Annotated in this window: 20 protein-coding genes and 2 pseudogenes; 11 read left to right on the top strand and 11 right to left on the bottom strand. The window is 46.7% G+C overall.

Annotation, left to right across the window (positions count from 1 at the left end):
* Window positions 1-6 precede the first annotated feature (6 nt).
* Window positions 7-249 (bottom strand): hypothetical protein, encoded by a 243-nt coding sequence (locus tag QUB14_RS02000; protein ID WP_190736059.1) that lies wholly within the window; start codon window positions 247-249, stop codon window positions 7-9.
* Between the two features lie 154 nt (window positions 250-403).
* Entirely contained in the window at window positions 404-1,273 is an 870-nt protein-coding gene (locus QUB14_RS01995; RefSeq protein WP_333213989.1) for a DUF928 domain-containing protein, read from the bottom strand.
* A gap of 422 nt (window positions 1,274-1,695) precedes the next feature.
* Between QUB14_RS01995 and QUB14_RS01990 the strand changes: the two genes are divergently transcribed.
* From QUB14_RS01990 to QUB14_RS01980, 3 genes and pseudogenes are all read left to right on the top strand, one after another.
* Window positions 1,696-3,387 carry a transglutaminase domain-containing protein gene (locus tag QUB14_RS01990; RefSeq protein WP_333213987.1) on the top strand — a complete coding sequence of 564 codons (1,692 nt, stop codon included), beginning with the start codon at window positions 1,696-1,698 and terminating at the stop codon, window positions 3,385-3,387.
* Between the two features lie 108 nt (window positions 3,388-3,495).
* Window positions 3,496-3,636 carry a hypothetical protein gene (locus QUB14_RS01985; RefSeq protein WP_190660773.1) on the top strand — a complete coding sequence of 47 codons (141 nt, stop codon included), beginning with the start codon at window positions 3,496-3,498 and terminating at the stop codon, window positions 3,634-3,636.
* Window positions 3,637-3,946: 310 nt separating this feature from the next.
* A pseudogene (locus QUB14_RS01980) lies at window positions 3,947-5,059 on the top strand (IS630 family transposase).
* Between the two features lie 187 nt (window positions 5,060-5,246).
* Here QUB14_RS01980 and QUB14_RS01975 read toward each other — a convergent pair.
* Together QUB14_RS01975 and QUB14_RS01970 are read right to left on the bottom strand one after the other, a co-directional pair.
* Complete coding sequence (locus QUB14_RS01975) at window positions 5,247-6,287, bottom strand: aldo/keto reductase (RefSeq protein ID WP_445251802.1); 1,041 nt, start codon at window positions 6,285-6,287, stop codon at window positions 5,247-5,249.
* Window positions 6,288-6,376: 89 nt separating this feature from the next.
* Window positions 6,377-7,270: an alpha/beta fold hydrolase gene (locus QUB14_RS01970; RefSeq protein ID WP_333213985.1), complete on the bottom strand. Its 894-nt coding sequence runs from the start codon at window positions 7,268-7,270 to the stop codon at window positions 6,377-6,379.
* Window positions 7,271-7,967: 697 nt separating this feature from the next.
* Here QUB14_RS01970 and QUB14_RS01965 point away from each other — a divergent pair.
* On the top strand, window positions 7,968-8,456 hold the full coding sequence (locus QUB14_RS01965; protein WP_333213983.1) for an anti-sigma regulatory factor: 489 nt from the start codon (window positions 7,968-7,970) through the stop codon (window positions 8,454-8,456).
* 264 nt (window positions 8,457-8,720) lie between these two features.
* Here QUB14_RS01965 and QUB14_RS01960 read toward each other — a convergent pair whose 3' ends face one another.
* On the bottom strand, window positions 8,721-8,996 hold the full coding sequence (locus tag QUB14_RS01960; RefSeq protein WP_006631172.1) for a DUF6439 family protein: 276 nt from the start codon (window positions 8,994-8,996) through the stop codon (window positions 8,721-8,723).
* Between the two features lie 221 nt (window positions 8,997-9,217).
* Here QUB14_RS01960 and QUB14_RS01955 point away from each other — a divergent pair, with 221 nt between their 5' ends.
* The 3 genes from QUB14_RS01955 to QUB14_RS01945 all read left to right on the top strand — a co-directional run bounded on the left by QUB14_RS01955 (window position 9,218) and on the right by QUB14_RS01945 (window position 11,959).
* Window positions 9,218-9,583, top strand: a complete 366-nt coding sequence (locus tag QUB14_RS01955; RefSeq protein WP_333213981.1) for a DUF2203 domain-containing protein — start codon at window positions 9,218-9,220, stop codon at window positions 9,581-9,583.
* A gap of 113 nt (window positions 9,584-9,696) precedes the next feature.
* A complete protein-coding gene (asnS, locus tag QUB14_RS01950; protein ID WP_333213979.1) occupies window positions 9,697-11,088 on the top strand; it encodes an asparagine--tRNA ligase in 1,392 nt (463 codons plus the stop codon).
* A gap of 124 nt (window positions 11,089-11,212) precedes the next feature.
* Window positions 11,213-11,959, top strand: coding sequence for a Uma2 family endonuclease (locus QUB14_RS01945; protein WP_333213977.1), 747 nt, complete (start codon window positions 11,213-11,215; stop codon window positions 11,957-11,959).
* A 245-nt stretch (window positions 11,960-12,204) separates the two neighbouring features.
* Here QUB14_RS01945 and QUB14_RS01940 read toward each other — a convergent pair whose 3' ends face one another.
* The 3 genes from QUB14_RS01940 to QUB14_RS01930 all read right to left on the bottom strand — a co-directional run bounded on the left by QUB14_RS01940 (window position 12,205) and on the right by QUB14_RS01930 (window position 17,560).
* Entirely contained in the window at window positions 12,205-13,458 is a 1,254-nt protein-coding gene (locus tag QUB14_RS01940) for a geranylgeranyl reductase family protein (RefSeq protein ID WP_333213975.1), read from the bottom strand.
* Between the two features lie 797 nt (window positions 13,459-14,255).
* Window positions 14,256-15,737 carry a pitrilysin family protein gene (locus tag QUB14_RS01935; protein WP_333214220.1) on the bottom strand — a complete coding sequence of 494 codons (1,482 nt, stop codon included), beginning with the start codon at window positions 15,735-15,737 and terminating at the stop codon, window positions 14,256-14,258.
* A 227-nt stretch (window positions 15,738-15,964) separates the two neighbouring features.
* On the bottom strand, window positions 15,965-17,560 hold the full coding sequence (locus QUB14_RS01930; RefSeq protein ID WP_333213973.1) for a pitrilysin family protein: 1,596 nt from the start codon (window positions 17,558-17,560) through the stop codon (window positions 15,965-15,967).
* A 282-nt stretch (window positions 17,561-17,842) separates the two neighbouring features.
* On the opposite strand from QUB14_RS01930, the gene QUB14_RS01925 reads away from it, so the two are divergent.
* Entirely contained in the window at window positions 17,843-18,460 is a 618-nt protein-coding gene (locus QUB14_RS01925) for a helix-turn-helix domain-containing protein (RefSeq protein ID WP_333213971.1), read from the top strand.
* 24 nt (window positions 18,461-18,484) lie between these two features.
* Entirely contained in the window at window positions 18,485-19,006 is a 522-nt protein-coding gene (locus tag QUB14_RS01920; RefSeq protein ID WP_333213969.1) for a GNAT family N-acetyltransferase, read from the top strand.
* A gap of 8 nt (window positions 19,007-19,014) precedes the next feature.
* Here QUB14_RS01920 and QUB14_RS01915 read toward each other — a convergent pair whose 3' ends face one another.
* Window positions 19,015-19,377: a hypothetical protein gene (locus tag QUB14_RS01915; RefSeq protein WP_333213967.1), complete on the bottom strand. Its 363-nt coding sequence runs from the start codon at window positions 19,375-19,377 to the stop codon at window positions 19,015-19,017.
* 75 nt (window positions 19,378-19,452) lie between these two features.
* On the opposite strand from QUB14_RS01915, the pseudogene QUB14_RS01910 reads away from it, so the two are divergent.
* Window positions 19,453-19,694 (top strand): annotated as a pseudogene (locus QUB14_RS01910) (TetR/AcrR family transcriptional regulator); the annotation flags it as partial.
* A 50-nt stretch (window positions 19,695-19,744) separates the two neighbouring features.
* Here QUB14_RS01910 and QUB14_RS01905 read toward each other — a convergent pair.
* Window positions 19,745-20,107 (bottom strand): hypothetical protein, encoded by a 363-nt coding sequence (locus tag QUB14_RS01905; RefSeq protein ID WP_333213965.1) that lies wholly within the window; start codon window positions 20,105-20,107, stop codon window positions 19,745-19,747.
* Between the two features lie 119 nt (window positions 20,108-20,226).
* On the opposite strand from QUB14_RS01905, the gene QUB14_RS01900 reads away from it, so the two are divergent.
* Complete coding sequence (locus QUB14_RS01900) at window positions 20,227-21,018, top strand: cobalamin biosynthesis protein (RefSeq protein WP_333213963.1); 792 nt, start codon at window positions 20,227-20,229, stop codon at window positions 21,016-21,018.
* Window positions 21,019-21,022: 4 nt separating this feature from the next.
* Here the strand turns inward: QUB14_RS01900 and QUB14_RS01895 are convergent, their stop codons facing one another.
* Window positions 21,023-21,391 (bottom strand): phage holin family protein, encoded by a 369-nt coding sequence (locus QUB14_RS01895; protein WP_333213961.1) that lies wholly within the window; start codon window positions 21,389-21,391, stop codon window positions 21,023-21,025.
* Window positions 21,392-21,469 lie beyond the last annotated feature (78 nt).

Genomic DNA, 21,469 nt, shown 5'->3' with positions numbered 1-21,469 from the left:
TGACCATCAAAATCTCCACAGTCCGCCTTTCAAGATGGCAGAAGTCCGAACAGCCGATCGGTACACAAATTTTAATTTATTTAGGACGATCGACCAAACAACCCGGAACAGGCAAAAATCATCTGTGGTGCTGCCAAATACGGCGCTCGAAACCGAGTTTTTCGTACTTGCTGCACCAGTCATACCATTTGAGATTTGAGATTTGGCAATGACTCGCCCAAAAACGGGTACTGTATCCCGAACGCTCATCAGTGTAGATCCTAAAATTTTAGACTCCTGTTCCTGCTCCCAGATTCAATGCAGCAAGTAAATCTAAAATCTAAAATCTAAAATCGACTGACTGATGGCTATCACCGTTTGGGGCTTGCCTACCGTTGCATTCTTTTTTGAAACTGGTGCTGAATTATTTTCTTGTGATAGGCGTTAACTCACTTGCGACTAAGGGTTCTTGGGATATTTTGCCGAGTTCGACTGAGTTCAACAGTGCTGACCACTTGATCGCTAAACTGGCATCACTGGGAGACTCGATACGCAATTGAGCTAGAGTTGCCAGGTACTCGTACCAGAGACGTTGTTGAGCGAAGATACTGAGCTTGGTGCGATCATCGGGCGATCGCTCCAACTCTGTTTTCACGGTTGGGGCGAGTGCGGTGCGGTTGATCCACCCGGAAACGAGAACATCATCTGTTGTATTTTTTGGGTTGCATTTGATAGTAAAGTACCATTGATAGTTTTTGCCAACTTCCAGGGCTGGCGAGTTGTCGTCGGAGCCGAGGCTGACGCTAACGATACCTGCACGGCTAGTTACCATGCGAAAACTTTTTTTGTATACTGTTTTGTCTCTTTGGTCTGCTAACTCAAACTGAACTATTTTGTCGAGGGGTACGGGAAGGTAGTAGAAAAATGTTGGCTTTGCTGATATGGTTTGCCCCATAGTTGATTGGGGAATCAACGCAGTTAAGGCAGTTGTGGCCGTGGGGCATTCTAAGCCGCGCGTTCCTCCCCCTTCACGCCTTCCCGGTACTCCGTCCTCCGGCGGTTGAAAGCTATTCCACGTGGAACCCGTTGGCTGAATGTTTGGTCTGCTTCCGCTGGATTCAGGGGGTTGAACTGTTTGCCAGTTGAGGGGTAGCTGCGGCCGTGAGGGGCGCGGGACAATGTTTGCGCGGCTGTTGAGAGCCTCTGCTGGTATTAAAAAACTACCGGCGGCAACTGCCTCTAAAGACAGAATTAAGGAAAGAACACCGATATTTAGAGCAGACTTCAAAGCCATGACGAACCTGCCTTTTGATGAACCTAGGAACTTTATCGCACGGTTTTATTCTATCCAAGGTTTTGACGGATATAGTAATCCCTTGTACTTAATTTATATCTTTAGGCAGATACGATTATTTGGGTCGCTCTGATCAACATATAATTCTGTGTTGCGTTTGTCAGTGGTAGCTTAGTAGTTATACTTACTTTCATTCACGGCAGCAGGTTGGGTTGAGCTTGTTAAACCCAACTTTGACAAAGACTAATATTCGGGTTCTTTTAACTCTAGCAAGAGGCTACAACGCGTCTTTTCGTAAAAACACCCGGTTGATGCGTCAATCCTGAATATCAGGAAACTCGGCAATTTTGCTGGTGAACCTCAAGCGATCGGCTACAAGTTACATATCAGGTTTTCTGTACAATACCGGCAAGAAATTTAGCATGAATCTCGATTCACCTGTTCTCTCGGACAAACAGCCTTCGGGGCTGCGGATGGTAAGACCCATCGGAGTCTTGGCACTGCACGGCATTGCTTTTTTAGGAAATAGGTTGTTCGCTGTCGATCGCGCCGAAGGGCTGCTATTGGAGATCGATAGAGAAAGTGACAACACTACTGTTTTGAATCCTTATCAAACGGCTAAGTTTGCGGGCGCAACCGGACTGGCTATTTCGGAAGATACTCTCTGGTTTGCGCGGGATGAGGATATTTGTTGCTGTCGGGGCGCAATTCGGGACGGGGCGATCGCTGAACTCAAGCCGGAACATTTTGTTTCGCTTTCTTATCCTGCTGACGGGATTGCTGTTTGGAAATCTACGCTTTATGTCACTTGCCAGAGATTGGGTTCTATTCTGGTTTTTGACCTGAAAACGGGTCGGGAAATTACTCGGTTTTACGCTCCCGGTATTGGGGTGGAAAATATCACTGTCCGGGATGAGGAACTTTGGGTTTGCGACAAGACTGAGCAAACTGTTTACTGTTTGGAACGGGGAACTGGGGAGATTAAATTTAGTGTTTTGACTCCCTTTGAGTTGCCTTCTGGTTTGGCTTTTCACAAAGATTCCGAGACCGGAGAGGAGGTTCTGTACGTGGCTTATGCCGGGGATGAACTTTACATCCGGGACGACCCGAATTCGGAAGATCCTTTTCAGTTGACGAAGCGCGATCGCACTTTTATTCAGCCTTTGTCTTTTTACTACAATGAAGCTGACCGCTACGCTCTGTCAAACGGTTTTTTGATGGAAATGTCTTATGTGGAGGAACTGTCTCCTCTCGATGAGGTAGAAATCGAAAATTTGGAGTGGCGGATTGCTTTGCCTTCGGAAACTCACCGGCAAAAGGTAAGGAGTGTTACGCCTATCGGAATGCCTTTTACTGAGGAAATTCAGGAAGGAGAACGGGTGGCGGTGTTTAAGTTCGATCGGCTGCACCCTGGGGAACGCCGAATTTTTGGCTGGAAGGCTTTGTTAGAAGTTCGATCGATTAAGTATCAGTTGTCGCCTCGGGATGTCGAAAAGGTTCCGAAGCTGTCCCCAGAGTTTGCCGCTAAGTATTTGGTGGATAATGACAATTTGGCTATGGATACGGAGATTGTGCGATCGGCTGCTGTGGCTGCCATTGGCTCAGAAACTAATATTCTGAGGCAGTTACTGAGCATTCGCAATTTTGTTTACGACCAACTTTCTTACGGGATTAGGCCTCACATTGACACTCCCGATATTGTGCTGCGCCGGGGCATCGGTTCTTGTGGCGAGTACGTGGGCTTGTTGTTGGCTTTGGCTAGGTTAAACGGGATTGCTTGCCGCACGATCGGGCGCTACAAGTGTCCGGCTTTTGCTGACAGAAAAGGTGTGTCGCTGGAGCCGGATTTCAATCACGTTTGGCTGGAATTTTACATTCCGGGTTTTGGCTGGGTGCCGATGGAATCTAATCCTGATGATATTCAAGACAGAGGCCCTTATCCTTTGCGATTTTTTATGGGCTTGGCTTGGTATCACGTAGAAATTGGCAAGGGAATTCGGTTTCAACGTCTCACGAGCGGCGGTCTTCCTTTGAACAAGGAGGATGTTTCCGTGGGAACTCTGGCAATTAATCATGTGAGGTTTACAATTTTGGAAGATTTGCCAGCAGTTTGAATCGAGTGTTAACAATTAACAGTTAGCCGTCAAAATTCAACTGTTAATTGTTAACATTTTTCATCTAAAATCGAAAGTAGAAAATGTAAAATCAGAGGAAGAGGGGTTGTGGAATTTTCGATTGCTAATATTCTAGTTTTAGTGGCCTTTGTACTGCTGGTGACGGTGACTGGCGGGGTCGCTTATTTGACTTCTGTTGAGTGGCGCGATCGCAGGCGGTTAGATAAGGCTAAACGGAAAAAAAAGTAGCTCTTTGCTGTTGACAAAGTGCATATTTTATGATAAAAAACAAGGCGACCTGGTTGGGTCGCCTTGTTTTTTATTTGAGGTATAGCAGAAGTCCGAGGGAAGTCGGAAAAAGGAAGATGCAAGAATCGCCATGGTTTCAGCAATTTAAAATGTCCTAACCGGCTTGGCGGTTGCTATATTTTCACCGCCGATCAAAGAAAGTTCGCTAACATAAACGTTGTAGGTTTGTAATGAGGAGTTGAGTTCTAAGCTGTTGTGCATCTAAAACGCATATTGTATCATACAATATGACCATATTTAGAAAAAGCCAATGCCTAGTAAAAACTTCCTGACTTCCGAGACAAGGGCAACTCTTCAACAAGTATTAAAGGAGCATGAGCATCCAGACATTCGGCAAAGAGCCTTAATTTTTTTATTGCTAAATAGCGGAAATACACAAGCTCAAACTGCTGAACTAATAGGATGCTCTCTGAGAAAGATTGCTTATTGGAGCATTCATGGTGATCCTGATAATTTAGACACTTTTAAAGATAATAGGATGAAGGGTAATTACCGAAAAGCCACAGAACAATACATTAATTTACTTTTAGAAACAGTTGACGTAGAGCCTGAGAAATATGGCTATGAGTTCGGAAGATGGACAACAGCTAGACTGGCAATATATCTAGGAGAGAAGACGGGAATTGAGCTGAGTAGTACCCAAGTAAGGAGGATTTTAAAATCAAAAAAGTATGTTTACCTCTGGGCGAAATACAGCTTAGAGGATAAGCAAGATACCGTAGAAAGGAGTTTATTTAAAAATAAATTAGCTGACTATCTAAGAATTGAAAAAGAATCTCCCGAGCTTTTGCAGGTATGGTTTTGGGATGAAAGTGGATTTAGTTTAAGAGTGATTAGAAGGAAAAACTGGTGTAAAAAAGGAACTCGAAGCAACAAAAGAGGAGACAGACGAAAGGGTCGTATCAATGTCATGGGTGGAGTGAGATATTCAGACAAAAAAAGATGGGTAGATTTTATTCCATCTGGGAATTAGGCTAATTTTTATGCAGTGCTGAAAAATTTTTATGGAGATTTAAGAGCAGAGTGGATATTGCAAGGAAATTTAGCGGAAGATTTTAAAGATAAAGGCTGTAAGTTTGTGATAATTTTGGACAACGCTAGTTTTCATAAAAAAGCAGCGACTTTGCAGAAAATAGCCGAAGAGATGCCGAATTTAATCATAGAGTTTTTGCCCAAGTATAGCCCGGATTATAATTTAGTTGAATTAGTATGGCATTCTGCCAAGGAATATGTTGCTAATAGATTATTTGAATCACTTGAAAAACTAGAATCACTGTTACATAAACTGTTAAATGAAGGAGAACTAATTATGAAATGGAACCGAAAAATAAAAAACAAAGGTAACTTAGTTAATGCAGTTTAGATGTTTGACAGCTTATTAGTTTTATGAGTAGTCACGTTCTCACTACAAAACAATTTGATTGCAGTCGTTCGTTAGCGAAGCCCTCGAAGAGGATCGCACATAAGATGATTCACCGCCAAGACGCCCGCGCCACAACAAATACACCACAACGAACACAGAGGAAAAAAGGGATTTTGGAGTTGGTATTTTAAGTCCACTGTCTGAAAAATGTATTTTCTTGCCAAGCGGCGGCGGTGCGTTTTTCAAGTGCTGCCATTTCTGTTGTGTTCAGGGGTTTGAATGCTTGGGCGACTTTGAAATTTTCTTCTAATTGCTTTACTGAGTCGGCGGCGATGACGCAGCAGTGCACGCCGGGAAGTGAAAGCGTGTAGCCCATTGCTTGGTGCATTCCATCTAAAACACCGTTCTGAAATAATTTGCCGTAAGCTGGTATTTTCATGGCTATGACGCCGATGTTTTTTGCTTTGGCTACTGGTAAAGCGCTGGTAACAAAGGAGCGCGGGTGATGTTTTTCGGCGGCGTTGAGGGAGATTAATGTTGTGTCGAAAGGATAGCGCTCCAAGCCGGCCACAATGATAGCAGGTTCGTGGTGTCCGGTGATGCCGGAAAAACGAATTATTTTTTGCTGTTTGGCTTCTTCGATCGCCTTTATTGCTCCTTTGGCACTGAAAATTTGGTCTAATTCGGCTTGGAATGAGACGTGGTGGAGTTGCCACAAGTCGATCCGATCGGTTTTCAATCTTTTGAGCGATCGCTCTAAGTCTCTCCACGCGCCATCTCTGTCTCTGGCGGAGGTTTTTGTGGCTAGGAATAGGCGCGATCGATATGGTGGCAAAACTTTGCCTAAGTTTTCTTCGCTGGGCCCGTACTCGGCCGCCGTGTCAAAATAACGAATGCCTAGTTCGATCGCGCGTTCAATTTGCACCGCTGCTTCTGCTTCTCTTCCCGGCTGCGACAGCGGTGTTTGTCCGGCCCCTCCCAAACCGAAAATCGGCACTTTCACCCCGGTGTTGCCTAACACTCGTTCTGGCATTTTTACTGTGGCGGCCGCCTTGTTAGTGGGTGCGGCTGCGATTTCCCGATCCTGCTGTTCGATCGCCTTAGCACCTGCAATGCTGCTGGCAACAGCTATACTGCTCAATATAAAATTGCGGCGAGTCTTTTTGCGGGCCATTGTTTCCGTCTCCTCAGAAGATGTGAGAGAAATTAACCGCGTTTGTGTGGGCACAATACATAGATTTTTACCCCAAATCGGATAATTTTCCCCCTCTCCGAGGGAGGAGATGGCCGGGGGAAAATTATTTATGTGCCGATCGACTATTGGTCAATTATCCATGCGCGAATCAGTTCGTTTATCTGTTCTGGTACTTCGTCGTGGGGACAGTGACCAGCTTTGATAAAGTGTTCTGTTAACTGCGGATAGTGTTTGCGAAATTTGGCGCTTCTTTCTGTGGAATTCATCCACGGATCGCCTTCTCCCCACAGCATTAGCAACGGGCAGGTTAATTGACTAAGTAATACGTCAATTTTTTCGCCTTGGGGTGTTCGGAATACGGAGGCGAATACTTTGGGGGCACCGGGATCGCAGGAGGGAAGGTATATTTCTTCTACTAATTGGTCTGTAACGGCGCTTTGGTCGAGATATACTTTTTCTAGGGTTTTCCGAATTGTCGATCGCTGGCGCACGTACTGGAACAGCAGAAAACTTGCCCAATCTTGCTGAAATAAAGTTTTAGCTACTGCAGATATGGCTTTTTGCAAGGGCGGGGCTTCGGGTGCGGGCTGCGGTTCGCTGAAGGGCCCGGCGCTGTTGATTAATATGAGTCCGGCTGCTGATTCGGGGCGCTGGGCTGCTACACACAAGGCGGCGTAGCCTCCGAGGGAGTTGCCGGCTAGTACGGCGGGTCGGCCGATGATGTTGGTGATAAAGTCGTGGAGTTGGTCGCGCCAGAGGTCGCCGCTGTACTGTAATTCGGGTTTTGCCGATCGCCCAAATCCGATCAGGTCGATCGCCCACACCTCAAAGTCTTTGCTCAGCCCGCTGATATTTTTGCGCCAGTGGTCTGTGGAGGCTCCAAAACCGTGAATTAACAGCAGGGGAGGGCGTTCTGGATGCCGAGCGCTCGATCGAACGTAGTATACTGAATGCCCCCGCCACTGCCAGTAAGTGCCGGCTATGGGGGCTGTGGTGATGGCTGGGGTTGTTTGCATGATGTAAAGAAATAATTATTTACTTTAACTATTGTATCGCGACGCTCAGATTTATAAAGTTTGGCATCCGCGCCGGGGTTCCGCTAGCAAAGGATTCGTCAATGTGAGCGAGTTGGGAGCTGGCGATCTTACGCACTCAGGATTAATAAGTTTTGTAACGAATATTGATTTTGTGAGGGGCGTAGCAAGGGGAGATGTTTTGCCCGATTGCATTTGGGAAAATAAATCGGGTTTTGGCTGCAACATACCTAGGTATGATGATTGTGCTGTGTGGCGGTAAGAGATAGCTCTGGGGCGATGGGTGCAAAGCTTGGCGGCGAGGGTCGAACCTGATTGGTGAGGGTCAAGGGATCGACTTTTTTATAGTTATTTCCGAGCTTTTACAGGTGGGGATCGTTTGTTCAAAAGGTGTTGACGGCTTGGGGGATGCAGCGAACCTAAGCGTTGCGAGTTGGCAAAAGCTGAAATCAAAAATTTCGTGGCTGGGAGAAGTTATAAGTAAAATTACTGATGGTTCTCTGCAGAAGTTTCTCAGAATCCCTGAATATTTTGTGACGTTGTTTGCTGTTCTTAATTGCTTTGATCCTCTAATATAGAAGTAGAGCTGCGCCGCTCAATTAATTAGCATTTTGAATACTAGGGAGCCAACTATGCAGGGTGTGAACTTTATCCACCTGAAAGTTAGGGAGTTTTCTGAGTGATTGCTATTTCACCCCGTCCCGTCGGACGCAATTGGATTACGATTAGCTTCGCTTCTACTCTATACCTTTGTCCTATTTTGGATCTGCTCCTAGCAGAGGTGCCAGATTACTGGCAAGCAGAATTGCGGTTGGGGCTTCAAGAAGCTTTGGTAAATGCTGCTAAGCATGGAAACAAATTAGACCCCGGTAAAACTGTTGGAGTCCGTTTTTCGATCGTCCAAAACCAATATTGGTGGGTGATATCGGATGAAGGTTCTGGCTTTAATGCCCCTTGCAGTTGTAACCTTTATACCGATGATTGCGACAATCTCCTCGCAGAGGACGTTGCAGATGACTCTGGACTACCTCATGTGGAACAGGAATGTGGTAGGGGGTTGTTTATTCTTTACCAAATATTCGATCGGGTAGAGTGGAATGCTCAAGGTACAGAGTTACGGCTGTGCAAAGAACTTTCCAGTCGCTACCGGCTGCCTCGCTTGCGCTAGAACTGCTATTTGGCAGCAGTTTTAACCTCAGCTAAACCGGGAAAATTTTTCGTTCTCGGGCTGAAGTTTGCAGTGAGAATTTGAACGTTCTGGCTATTGATAGCTGATCATAATGCAAAATGTGAGTTTTGAGTTAAAAAAGTATAAATCTTTTGAACTCACAATCGCGCTGCTCGATCGAGCGGCGCGATTGTCTAAGTTTTGAGCGACTACTCAAGCCAAAACTCAACACCCCCAAGCGTTACGAAGAACGAAGCAATCTAATTATTTGCCGTGGGTGGGACAGGGAGGAGCAGATATCGATCGATCCAGCCATCCTGCTGCTTGGTTTAAGCGCGGGAGAGCTTCTTCGGGCTGTTTTTTGAGCAAAAAGACCAAAGCGGCCGCAGCTTGCTCGCAGGCCCGCGCGGAACGGTTGGCTTTGAGGCGGTGCCAATCTTTTTCGTGGATGGCGAGGCGCGCGGCTAGAGCTTGGGCCAGTTCTACCGTGCTCAGCTCGTTGAGGTTGACAGTTTGGGTTGTTTGTGTAGTTTCAAGCATAGGTGGTAAGGAAGAAGGAAGAAGGAAGAAGGAAGAAGGAAGAAGGAAAATGCGATAAAATCAATGGTTTCAGCAATTAAAAACGTTTTAAATGCCGATAAAGTTGCTATACTTATCTCTATTTGGCTAGAGTTCGTTAATTTAGAAAATATACTGCATATAATAACAACTTAATTGGAAATCGGTTTTTTTTATTATTATTGTCAGGTTTGCAGATCGAAATGCCTCAACAGCCGTCAGAGTTAAATCCGGAAGAGCAAGAAAGCGAGTTTGTTCAAGCGCTCGCAGCAGTAGAGCGATCGCTCGCGGCAGTCAAAGAACGGTACACTCAAATTCAGGTCGATCGACAGCGCCAAGTCGAACTCGGCCATCGGCGCGAAGAAATCCGCCAGTCGGGACGCCCAAATCCATTGCCGCAACTCAAAAAAGAATTGCGGGAAATTGAGCAAGAATTGGAAACTATCGAGTTGAATTTAGAAAGCAGCCTGTTTTCTTGGGGAAGCATAAAACAACCTTTTTGGCAAGCAGTTCGCTTTGGGGGACTCGGTATTTTGATCGGTTGGATTTTGAAATCCTATGCAGGTTGAACTATGTTGAGATTTAGGATTTTTTTATTTACCGCAGAGGGCGCAGAGGGCGCAGAGGAAGAGAAAAGAGATAAAGATGGTGCAAAATAAATATTAAATAAACAGGAGTGGAGATGACAAATCAACGAATTGCAGCAATTTTGCGCGCAGGTGAACCCGACGAAACTGTAACTGTTCAAGGTTGGGTTCGTACCAAACGCGAATTGAAAGAATTTGCCTTTGTGGAAGTCAACGATGGTTCGGCGATGGCTAACTTGCAAGTAGTCATAAATTCCGATTTGCCAGACTTTGAAAATGTACTGAAACAACTGAATACAGGTGCATCTTTAGAAGTGTCGGGAGTGCTGGTAGCATCTCCGGCGAAGGGACAGCGAATTGAGTTGAAAGCCTCACAAGTACAAGTTTACGGCGATGCAGACCCGCAAACTTATCCGCTGCAAAAAAAGCGCCATTCCTTTGAATTTTTGCGGACAATCGCGCATTTGCGGCCGCGCACAAACACCCACGGTGCTGTCTTTCGAGTCCGCAATGCTTGTTCGGCGGCGGTACACCAATTTTTTCAAGAACGCGGTTTTTTGTGGGTTCACACTCCGATTATTGCTGCTAGCGACTGCGAAGGTGCGGGGGAAATGTTCGCCGTTACCAACTTTGATTTAAAGAATGTGCCGCGCACTGATTCGCAAGAGGTTGATTATGCTAAAGACTTTTTTGGAAAGCGCGCCTATTTAACAGTTAGCGGCCAGTTGGAAGCGGAAGTTATGGCGCTGGCTTTCGGAAATGTTTACACTTTCGGGCCGACTTTCCGAGCGGAAAATTCTAATACTTCGCGACATTTGGCTGAGTTTTGGATGATTGAACCGGAGATGGCTTTCTGCGATCTGCAGGGAAATATGGATCTGGCTGAGGCGTTTTTAAAGTACATTTTTAAATACGTTTTGGAGCATTGCCCGGAAGATATGGAGTTTTTCAACGAGCGCATTGACAAAACGGTTTTGGCTACTGCTGAAAATATCATTAATAATCAGTTCGAGCGGATTACTTATACGGAGGCGATCGCACTTTTGGAAAAAGCAGACAAAAAGTTTGATTTTCCGGTAAGTTGGGGTTTAGATTTGCAGTCGGAGCACGAGCGTTATTTGGCTGAGGACTTGTTTAAAAAGCCGACAATTGTCAGCGACTATCCCGTCGGGATTAAAGCATTTTATATGCGTTTAAATGATGACGAGAAAACGGTGCGAGCAATGGATGTTTTGGCTCCTAATATTGGGGAAATTATCGGCGGTTCGCAGCGGGAAGAAAGGCTGGATGTGTTGGAGCGGCGCATGGAAGCGCAGGGTATGAATAAGGAGGAATTGTGGTGGTATTTGGATTTGCGCCGCTACGGTACTGTGCCTCACGCTGGGTTTGGTTTGGGATTTGAACGGTTGGTGCAGTTTATGACGGGAATGGGGAATATTCGGGATGTGATTCCATTTCCGAGAGCGCCTTTGAGCATTGATTTTTAGTTGAGGATTGTTTGTAGTGAGGACTAAAGTCAGAGCGAGTTTTAGGAGGACTTTAATCATCACTACAAACACCTTCTTTTCCAATCTAAAATATAAAATATAAAATCTCAAATGGTATGAGCTAATGGTACTTCAAATCCCATCGAGTTCCAAAGCACCAACTGTCACCTGGGAAGCCTTACCAGCCGACTTTGTTTTACCCGACGATCCGGTGGAAAATATTCAACAACCACCCCTTGCGGCCGCTCTCACCGATGCTCTGGGAGCCGCTGGACGCATTGGGCCGATCGCCCTCATCGCTTCCAATTTTGGACTGGTAGCGACAGTAAATAAGCAGATTGTAGTCAAAGCACCGGATTGGTTTTACGTGCCGCAAGTGCATCCAGTTGCTGAGGGGACGATTCGCCGCAGCTACACGCCGAATTTGGAGGGTGCGCCGGTATCGGTGGTGATGGAGTTTTTGTCTAATGAAGATTACAGCGAATTGTCTGTGCGATCGACTCCTCCCTACGGCAAGCTCTACTTCTACGAACAGATTCTGCAAGTGCCCACCTACGTCACCTACGACCCCTACGAGCCCAAGCTGGAAGTGCGGTATCTGCAAAATGGAGCCTATGAAACGCAGGCTGCTGATGCTGAGGGACGGGTGCGGATTCCTGAGTTGGATTTGTGGCTGGGGATTTGGTCGGGGGAACGGCTGGGCCAAACTATTAACTGGCTGCGCTGGTGGGATTCGCAGGGAAATTTGCTGCTGTGGAGTTCGGAACAGGCCCAGCAGGAACGGCTGCGGGCTCAACAGGAACGCCAGCGGGCGGATGTATTGGCGGCAAAGTTGCGGGAGTTGGGTGTCGATCCCGATCGGCTGGCTTGAACGGGCGGGATGTTCGTTAGTTAGCCGTAGGGTGCGTCGCGATCGAACTTTCTGTATAGCTCCCTGATTTGGGTAGATAGGCTGAAACTTTCTGTATAGCTCCCTGATTTGGGTAGATAGGCTGAAACTTTCTGTATAGCTCCCTGATTGGGGTGGATAGGTCGAAAGTTTCTGTATAGCTTCCTTTGTAATTCATAAGTTAACCTGATTGCATCGAATCGACCAGTGATTTTCTCAAAAGAATTCTAAAGGACCGAATTTTCAGTCGATGGTCTGAATAGATCTTGAACCAAACCCATGCCAATCCGCCGGATGCTTCGTCCTAGGATGCCGGTGAATTCCAGATCGCCACTCAGGAGTCGGGTGACGAGTCGGGTGCCTTTGGGATGTTTGACACCATATTTAGAGCAAAGTTTGGGAAAGCGATAGAACATAAAGGCGAGCTGACGGGCGGCGTCGAAGTTGGTGGCAAACTCAGCATGGATGCGATCGCTATATTGGTGCACCTTCCCTTCGGCCACACAGTTGCCAGCAATCACGCCACTTCTGACCGCATGGAGGATGCCATCCCCAAACACCGGGTTAATCAACCCCGCCGCATCACCCGCTAGCAATAGTCGTCCATCGGTCGTATGCAAGGGTTCTGGGCCATTCCAGATGGGCAAGGGATGGGCATAAAACTTCAAGGCTTCTCGGTGGTAGGGAATTTGCAAATGATCCATATATTCAAAAATCGTGCGCTGAATTTCCCCACGGGCCTTGGGATCCTGGCGGGCATCCCGATAGCGGGAATGGAACACGCCTGCGCCAATATTGAGGTGATTGGCTTTTGGGAAAATCCAGGCATAGCCACGGGGAATGGCACCATATTCCACATGGATCGTGTCGGGCTTGAGAATGGGGTGGTTGGCATCCCATGCGTGGGGGAGTTCGATTTCCATGCCCAGGGCGATCACCGGATTCTGTCGCAACTTGGCAATCTTAGCCACAATTCCATTCGCGCCATCTGCCCCAATCACCTGGCAGGCCGTTGCCACAAACTCCCCTCCTTGACCAGAATCCCCATTGGCTTTCATGGCCTTTGCCCGCACCGTTACCCGGCTTGATTCCAGTTCCACAGATCGCACCGCTAACCCATCCCGCAGTTCTACCCCTGCCTGAACAGCCCGAAGAGCCAAAGCTCGGTCAAACAGAGTCCGCTGCACCATCCAGAGAGAATAGTGGTCATCGCTATCGGGCAGATTCATCGCCCCCAGGTAGGGATCGCCAAACTGCCAGGTATGCCGCATATACCGCACATTGCATTCCACCACTGCATCAGGAACCAGATCCTGGAGGACTTGGTGGATGGCAACCGGCGTTCCCCCACCGCAGGGTTTATGGCGAGGCAAGGAATATTTTTCTAGCAAAGCAACTTTCAACCCCCGCTGGGCAGCCGTTGTCGCTGCCACCGTCCCCGCTGGGCCCGCACCACACACAATCAAGTCATAATGGGTCATTCGGTCTTTCCTATGCTTCTGAGTCAGTAACATTTAATCAGAAACTGCCAATGATTTCGCTGAATTCCGTTTCCATACTGGGAGAGTTAGTCAACTTCATCAGGGAGTGCAATATGAAATTTCTGATTGGTGTCTTGGTCAGTGCATTGGGAGCATCTCTGCGGAGAGTAAAAAGCATTTTTTGTTTAAGTGCGAGCTCTTGAAGTGCTCGCACAGGCTTATAGTATGTAGGGAGCTCTTGCGTCGTCGCACTACAAAAGCTTGCGCACAGATGCTCCCAGTACATTGTTAGTCCTGATGACCCTATTATAACCCGCGATCGCGGCGAATCCACCCGCTGGCGATCGGTCTTTCACTGAGTATGAAGCCTATTTACATCCCGCCCAAGAAGCCGATCCAGAACTCAAGGTGCAATCCATAGCCTATGGTAAGCTACGGTTCCCGCGCCATCTGAGTTCCGGCAATTTTGAGTTCCAAGTGTCGGGCGTTGATGCGGCCAATGTGACCGCATTTCACATCCATTGCGGCGCACCGGGTGTGTTGGAACCGATCGTTGTGGACTTTTGGCAGTAGTTAGCCGTAGGGTGCGTCGAAGAAAGAAAATTTACAAAGAAAGAGCGACAATCTCACAGCGACGCACCACACAATAGTCAGGTGCGTCGAAGAAAGAAAATTCACAAAGAAAGAGCGAAGTTTCAGCAGCGACGCACCCTACAAAATACTTCCGAAAATGGAGGCAGAGCCTCCGGAGCTGCGTTACCAGGCTCTGCCTGGTAACGAGTAGACGAGTAAATAAATTAAGTTGCTGGGGGAATTGTGATATCAACAGATTGCACTTTTACCGAAGTTCCCAAACTCGATAAGGGCGGTTGAATTGCTGCCGTATTTCCCACTACTAATGTTACCAGATTCTCGGGTTTCAAGTAAGTCTTGGCTACGCGCTGCACGTCGGCAATTGTTGCTGCTTCGATGCTGCGGCGGTAGCGGAAAATGAAATCTTCGGGATAACCGTAGTATTCGTAGCGGATTAATCGCGACAAAGTTTGACTAGGATTTTCAAATTTGAAGATGAAAGAATTCAGGGTGGAATCTTTAGCAAAAGCTAATTCTGCCGGGGTAATTGGTTCGGTGCGGATACGATCGATCTCCGCGCGAATTGCCTGGATAAACGGTACTGTTGCGTCCGATCGCGTTTGGCCTCCAGCGAAAAACACCCCCGGATAGTCATATCTCGGACTCCAAGCTGCGTATACTGAATAAGCTAAGCCTTGGCGCGATCGCACGTTATTAAACAAACGGCCACCGAAACCGTTGAGAACCCCATTCATCACGTCCAAAGCACCGTAATCTGGACTGCTGAGCATTCCGCCCAAATGTCCCATTTGCACGTAACTTTGACTTAATTGCGGCTGATTTACCAAAAATATGCCGCCCCCATTTGCTGGCGATACCCTTGGTAGCGCAGGCACTTCTGCATTTTGAGTCGGTTGCCAGTTGCCAAATTTTTGCTCGACGAGCGATCGCATTTTAGCGGTATCAAAGTCGCCAGAAATACCCAAAATCATATTCTTGGGGTGGAAATATTTCTGGTAGAAACTCACCACATCGTCGCGGGAAATATTGGCGAGGGTTTTGTATTCTACCGTGCGCGCGTAAGGACTGCGATCGCCATAAATTAACTTTTCAAACTCGCGGCCGGTAATCTCGTTAGGGTCGTCATTGCGGCGGGCGATCGCACCTTGAGTTTGGTTTTTTGCTAAATCTAACTTTTCCTTAGCAAATATTGGTTCCCGAATCACTTCCGAAAATAAGTCAAACACGGGTTCCAAATCTTCAGCTAAAGCACTAAAATTAGCGGTGCCAGAAGCAACATCAATTCCCGTTTCTACCGAAGCTGCTCGCTGTTCTAGCAACTGATTTAGTTCATCAGCCGTATGTCGGCTCGTGCCGCCAGTTCGCATCACTTCTCCCGTCAAACTTCCGAGTCCAATTTTATCGGCAGGTTCAAAGCGCTCGCCCGTGCGAAATAGCGCCGTTCCCCCGACTAACGGGAGTTCCCGGTCTTCCATAAGATACACCCGGATACCATTTTTCAGCTCGAAGCGAGTATATTTAGGCAGTTTAATTTCTGGCACCGCCGGGAATGTTAATTCGTCGTAGTGTTTCGGTGCCGCTGCAAAGGAAGGTAACAAATTAAACGTGCCCAGTGAAACAGTAAAAAAGCAAAGCGACAGCAGAAATAACTTTACTTTTTTCAGTCTCAATTTAGTCCTTTTCATTCTTTCTCCTAAGTTATACATTCTGACAAATGTTGACTGTTGACTGACAAATGTTAACTGTTGACTGTTGACTGTTGACTGTTCGCTGTCCGCTGGAAAGCTCACCACTGACAACAGATAACTGACAACAGATAACTGACAACTGCCAACAGTCAACTGCCAACAGTCAACTGACAACAGTCAACTGACAACAGTCAACTGACAACAGTCAACAGTCAACTGACTTCTTACAGTGACAAAAGCTTACCAATCGTGCGATTTTCCGGGCGGAAAGTTGCCTGAGCGACACGCTGAATGTCAGCAGGAGTAACAGCCGCAATCGCATCCAATTCCTTGAACAAATTTCGCCACGAACCGGTGTTTACTTGATAGTCCACCAGCGCAAATGCCATGCCCATATTAGAATTTAGCGATCGCAACAAACCGGCTCTCGCCTGAGTTTTCACGCGATCCAATTCCAAAGCAGAAACCGGCTCAGTTTTCAGGCGCTGGATTTCCTTGCTCAAAGCTGCTGCTACTTCATCAACCGTACGGCCCGGAGCAGTTTGAGCGTAAAATAACATCAAATTCGGATACTTTTCCCCTGGATAACCGCTGGAACCTTGAGCCACCAGCGCCAATTGCTGCTCTTCTACCAAAGATTTGTAAAGCCGAGAAGTGCGGCCATCGCTGAGCAAAGAACCAATCATTTCATAAATCGCATTGTCGGGATGATTCATCGCCGGTTTGTGGTATCCTTCCAAATACCAAGGTTGAGTTTTTAATTGCAGCGTGACTTCTTGAGTTTGCGTTTGGGGAGGTTCGACAATCTGCAATTCTGGAGGCGCTGGTTTCGCCTTGTAACGGCCGAAATAAATTTGAGCGAGTCGCTTCACCTCCGAAGCTTTCACGTCTCCTACCACCGCAACAGTCAGTTTGCTGGGGACGTAGTGAGTCTCGAAAAACTTCTGCACGTCGCTGCGGCGGAGGTTTTGAATGTCTTCAGTGGAGCCAATTACAGGGCGACGGTAGGGATGAGCAGAGAAAGCTTTGTTGGCAAAAACTTCAACCATTTGTCCGATCGGAGAATTCTCGGTTCGCAGCCTGCGCTCTTCTAAAATTACCTGTTTTTCTTTGTAAAATTCCCGAAATACTGGTTCTAGAAATCGCTCGGATTCCAGCGACATCCACATTTCTAACTTGTTAGCTGGAAGGCTGTAAAAATACATTGTGGCGTCGGTGGAAGTAGCGGCATTTAGTCCGACTCCGCCTGCTTGTTCGACTATTTTGCCGAGTTCGTTGCGCTTGACAAATTGCGAAGCTTCGGCTTCAATTTTGTCAAATTCGGCTTTTAATTTGGCGACTTCTTCAGTTTTGCCGCTGGCCTTGGCTGCTTGCATTTGCTCGAAGAGTTGGTCTTGTTTTTCTAGCAGCGGCTTTTCGGCTTGGTAGTCGGTAGTGCCGATTTTTGGCGTGCCTTTGAAGGCTAAATGTTCGAGATAGTGAGCTACTCCTGTTTGGCCGTCGGGTTCGTTTGCGCCGCCGACATCGGCGTGAATCAGAAACGATGCTACGGGCGCTCTGGGCCTTTCGAGTACGATGAATTTCATACCGTTGTCGAGCTTAAATTCGCTGACTTGGCTGATTACTCGATCGAGCGACGGTTGAACAGAGACTGCTTGGGAGCCGCTAGCGGGGTTGGGGCGGGCGAGGGCTATTTCGGGGGAAAGTCCCCACCACAGCAGTACAGCGGCCAGCAGGGAGGCTATGAATCGAGTTTGGCGATCGGGCGATTCCCTACGGGATAGCTTCGCTTCACGGGGTTTTTGGAACTGCGGGGTCATTCGATTTTAGATTTTAGATTTTAGATTTTGGAGTGTCAAACAAAAAAATGTTTGTGCTCGGTGGCCAGGGATTCTTTTCTCAGGATAAAGATTTTTGGAGGCATAAGCGATCTGTTGCGCTGCAGATGTTACGCTGATACAGCAAATCTCAAAAAGGGTCTGGAGCCCGGCCAGGAGTTTTAAGTTTGGGATAAAAGCCGCGCACAACTTAAAACTTAACATTATTTAGCCCTTCAGTCCCGAACCCGTAGTTCCAAGTCGCCAATTACCGATTGCAAAGCCATGCGAATTTTTAATCAGTCTCCTCCTTCTGAAACAGAAACCAAGAAGCGGATTTTACAAGCCGCTCAGCGGTTGTTTGCCCGCAGCGGATACGACGGCACGACAACTCGCGATTTAGCAGCGGCGGCGGGGGTGGCCGAGGGTACGCTATTTCGGCATTTTGATAATAAAAAAGCGATTTTGATTGAGGTGGCGACGGAAGGATGGGTGGAGTTGCTGACGGATTTGCTGACTGAATTAAGCGAGATGGGCAGTTACAAAGCAGTGGCTCAGGTGATGCGGCGGCGGATGCTGAATATCCGCGAGAATAGCGACATGATGCGGGTGTGTTTTTTGGAGGCACAATTTCACCCGGATTTGCGCGACAGAATTCAGTTGGAAGTCATCGGAAAAATGAGCGAGGTGGCGGAGGCTTTTTTTGAAACGGCGATGGAAAAAGGAGTTTATCGGAAGATGAATCCGAAGATTGTCGCTCAGGTATTTTTGGGAATGTTTGCAGTCGCGGGTTTTAGTCAAAATACGATTATGGAGCCGAATGCTTCACCGCAGCAAATGCAGGAAATGGCTGAAGGACTCGCAGATATTTTTCTGAATGGGGTTTTGCAGAAAGATGAATAATTAGGGCAACAGGGAAAAGTTGTTATGGGCAAAATTTTGCACTATTCTATTCGGCCGCTAACGCAGGAAGACGAGCCTTTCCTGTGGCAAATGCTCTATGAAGCGGCGCACATGGCAGAAGAAGGCGAATCAACGGTGCAAGCGGTTGTGAATCATCCTTTAATTGCAAAATATGTCCAGAATTGGGGACGTGCAAACGATCTGGGCTTCGCAGCGATCGAATTGAACGGGAGCCAGCCAGTAGGAGCCGCGTGGCTGCGTTTGTTGACAGGGGATGACAAGGGGTTTGGCTGGGTTGACGATACTACCCCGGAATTGGCGATCGCCGTTCTTCCAGAATATACAAATCAGGGTGTAGGAACGCAGTTGCTGGCTCGTTTGTTGTCAGCAGCCAAAGTTTCTTATCGATCGGTATCTCTGAGTGTCAGAAGCTCAAATCGCGCCCTGAGTTTGTACGAGCGATCGGGCTTTAAAGTCATTGAGGGAAGCGAGACAATCAACCGCACAGGAGGGACATCATTCACCATGAAAGTTGATTTTGATTAAGTGAATTATTACTCTATAAATTCGTACATTTGCTGTACCCAATTCTCTCGATTTTCCTGCCATTCATCCGTCATTACTTCCCAAGTTGTATTGCTTTCAAGTTCCAGCAGTAGACTTGATACTTCTTCAAGCGTCGATGCTATATGACCTTCTTTTATCCAACTTTCACGGATCATTTTCCAGAGACTTTGTACCGCTTCTCGCTGATAATTTGATTCTAATTCAACTAGCAATTTGGCTAGGTGTTTTTCGTCAAAGGTGGCTGACACCTCGCTCATCCAACAGTTGCGACGTTCTTTCCATTCTTCCGTCACTGCATCCCCGTTTAGGTGGGCTTGAAACTCTAACAGTAATTTGTTTAGTTCTACCATATTTAATTTTGTCTTGTTTGCAGTTTGTGCTATATTTGTACAAATTTTATTGATTTAGACTGTTGGTTTTTTATAATGAGCGATGTGGCTGAGGCTTTTTTGAAACGGCGATGAAAAAAGAAGTTTATTCAAAGATGAATCCGAAGATTATCGCTCAGGTATTTTTGGGAATGTTGGCAGTCGCAGGTTTCAGTCAAAATACGATTATGGAGCCGAATGCTTCTCGGCAGCAAATGCAGGAAATGGCTGAAGGAGTCGCAGATATTTTTCTGAATGGGGTTTTGCTGAAAGATGAAGAATTAGTGATTAGTCATTAGGAAATTTTAGAGCCTGGGAACGCATATCTACAGGCTCAGACTCCTCAAAACTACTCCTTAAACCTGTGCATTTGCTGTACCCAATTCTCGCGATTCTGCTGCCATTCATCAGCCATAGCTTCCGAATTTATATTGGTTTCTAGTTCCAGCAATAAACTTGATACTTCTTGAACAATCGATGCTGCCAGACATTCTTCTACCCAACGGTTCCGACGCTCTTCCCACTGAATATCCACCGATTTACCCTGCAAGTTAGATTGCCATTCAACTAGCAATTCTGATAGATATGTCAGGTTAACTGATGCTGCCACATCGCTCACCCAACTTGGCCGGCGCTCTTTCCATTCTTTTTTCACTCCTTCCGATTTGAGGTTGCTTTCAAGCTCTAACACTAACTGATTTAGTTCTACCATCTTAAATGTTTGACTTTTTGTAGTTTGTGATACAATTATACCATGAGTTTGAATAAACAGAGTGTTAATTTTTTGACAGATGGCGGTCGCAGTGAAACTACAGAATAGATAACTGAATAATGAGCGATGAATTTACTTTAGATATGCTAGACCTTCCCAGCGGTTGGAGGCGCGGGGAAGGTGACTGGACAGGAGTGGGGGCGGCTCTTGCTAGAGGGGAAACTGTAGAAGTAATTCAAGAAGTGGGTTCTACTTTGTGGCAAAACAGTCTGCCAGAAAAACATTCTTTGTATTGGGAGGGGGAAAATCTCTCAACTATCAAAGCCCGAATTTGGATTAGTTTTACGCAGAGAAGATTTTCGCCGGAATCTGCTTTACCAAAGGTTCAGTTGCATCCAAGAGTGTTGTGGATAGGGATAGGTTGCGAACGCGGAACAGATAGAGAATTAATCGAAACTGCGATTAAACAAGTATGTCGTGCTTATCATTTAGCCGAAAGTGCGATCGCAGGTATTGCTACAATAGACACTAAAGCAGGTGAAGTCGGCTTGTTAGAACTTTGTCAAGAGCGAAACTGGCCGTTAAAAACCTTTGCGGCTGAAATTTTAAGTTCCGTAGAAGTCCCCAATCCTTCAAATATTGCAGCAAAAGCAGTCGGGACGCCCAGCGTAGCAGAAGCTGCGGCACTTTGTGCAGTTAGAGAAGAAAATTTAACCGCAGATGAACGCGAATATACGCAGATATCCATCAATCATCAGCGTCCATCTGCGTTAATCGGCGGTTCAAATCCCCTCTTAGTCCCTAAACAAATATTTCGCAGCAAAAATCCCCCCCTTTCACAAGGAGGGGTTAGGGCGGGTTCTGCGGTAACAGTAGCGGTTGCAGTTTGCCCGATCGAGTATCTGGGATAATGTATTACTGAGACAAAGTATTGGCATTCACAAATCGACCAATCACCCCAGAAACGAATGACAAAACAATCGAACCAAACAAAGCCGGCCAAAAACCGTTAACCGCAAAGCCGATATTGAACGCATCCGCCAACCACGAAGCCAGGGAAAGCGAAATTGCATTCACAACGAATAAAAACAAACCTAAACTAATAATGGTCAAAGGCAGCGTCAGCAATGTAAGAAGCGGTCTGACAACCGCGTTCACCAATCCGATAACAACAGCAGCCACCATCGCCGCCGGAAAGCTAACCACCGAAATACCTGGTACAATGTTAGCGGTAATGATCAGAGAAACCGCTGCTACTATCCAAGTTAAGAAAAAACTTAGCATATCTTTTTTTCCATCTCCATCACTATTAATTAAGATTGTAACTGTTTAGTCGATCGACCAAAGTTCGGGATACACTAC

The organism is Microcoleus sp. B3-D2 (assembly GCF_036705345.1).
In the GTDB taxonomy this organism is placed as follows: Bacteria; Cyanobacteriota; Cyanobacteriia; order Cyanobacteriales; family Microcoleaceae; genus Microcoleus.
The sequence above is the reverse complement of the archived record's forward strand: the minus strand, read 5'-3'. Positions and strand labels throughout refer to the sequence as shown.

Excerpts from the sequence above, each read along its gene's own strand:
- QUB14_RS01915 (WP_333213967.1), bottom strand. The coding sequence starts at position 19,377 with ATGGTAGAACTAAACAAATTACTGTTAGAGTTTCAAGCCCACCTAAAC.
- QUB14_RS01940 (WP_333213975.1), bottom strand. The coding sequence starts at position 13,458 with ATGACCCATTATGACTTGATTGTGTGTGGTGCGGGCCCAGCGGGGACG.
- asnS (WP_333213979.1), top strand. The coding sequence starts at position 9,697 with ATGACAAATCAACGAATTGCAGCAATTTTGCGCGCAGGTGAACCCGAC.
- QUB14_RS01945 (WP_333213977.1), top strand. The coding sequence starts at position 11,213 with ATGGTACTTCAAATCCCATCGAGTTCCAAAGCACCAACTGTCACCTGG.
- QUB14_RS01900 (WP_333213963.1), top strand. The coding sequence starts at position 20,227 with ATGAGCGATGAATTTACTTTAGATATGCTAGACCTTCCCAGCGGTTGG.
- QUB14_RS01960 (WP_006631172.1), bottom strand. The coding sequence starts at position 8,996 with ATGCTTGAAACTACACAAACAACCCAAACTGTCAACCTCAACGAGCTG.
- QUB14_RS01970 (WP_333213985.1), bottom strand. The coding sequence starts at position 7,270 with ATGCAAACAACCCCAGCCATCACCACAGCCCCCATAGCCGGCACTTAC.
- QUB14_RS01990 (WP_333213987.1), top strand. The coding sequence starts at position 1,696 with ATGAATCTCGATTCACCTGTTCTCTCGGACAAACAGCCTTCGGGGCTG.
- QUB14_RS01905 (WP_333213965.1), bottom strand. The coding sequence starts at position 20,107 with ATGGTAGAACTAAATCAGTTAGTGTTAGAGCTTGAAAGCAACCTCAAA.
- QUB14_RS01920 (WP_333213969.1), top strand. The coding sequence starts at position 18,485 with ATGGGCAAAATTTTGCACTATTCTATTCGGCCGCTAACGCAGGAAGAC.
- QUB14_RS02000 (WP_190736059.1), bottom strand. The coding sequence starts at position 249 with ATGAGCGTTCGGGATACAGTACCCGTTTTTGGGCGAGTCATTGCCAAA.
- QUB14_RS01895 (WP_333213961.1), bottom strand. The coding sequence starts at position 21,391 with ATGCTAAGTTTTTTCTTAACTTGGATAGTAGCAGCGGTTTCTCTGATC.
- QUB14_RS01955 (WP_333213981.1), top strand. The coding sequence starts at position 9,218 with ATGCCTCAACAGCCGTCAGAGTTAAATCCGGAAGAGCAAGAAAGCGAG.
- QUB14_RS01935 (WP_333214220.1), bottom strand. The coding sequence starts at position 15,737 with ATGAAAAGGACTAAATTGAGACTGAAAAAAGTAAAGTTATTTCTGCTG.
- QUB14_RS01995 (WP_333213989.1), bottom strand. The coding sequence starts at position 1,273 with ATGGCTTTGAAGTCTGCTCTAAATATCGGTGTTCTTTCCTTAATTCTG.
- QUB14_RS01925 (WP_333213971.1), top strand. The coding sequence starts at position 17,843 with ATGCGAATTTTTAATCAGTCTCCTCCTTCTGAAACAGAAACCAAGAAG.
- QUB14_RS01930 (WP_333213973.1), bottom strand. The coding sequence starts at position 17,560 with ATGACCCCGCAGTTCCAAAAACCCCGTGAAGCGAAGCTATCCCGTAGG.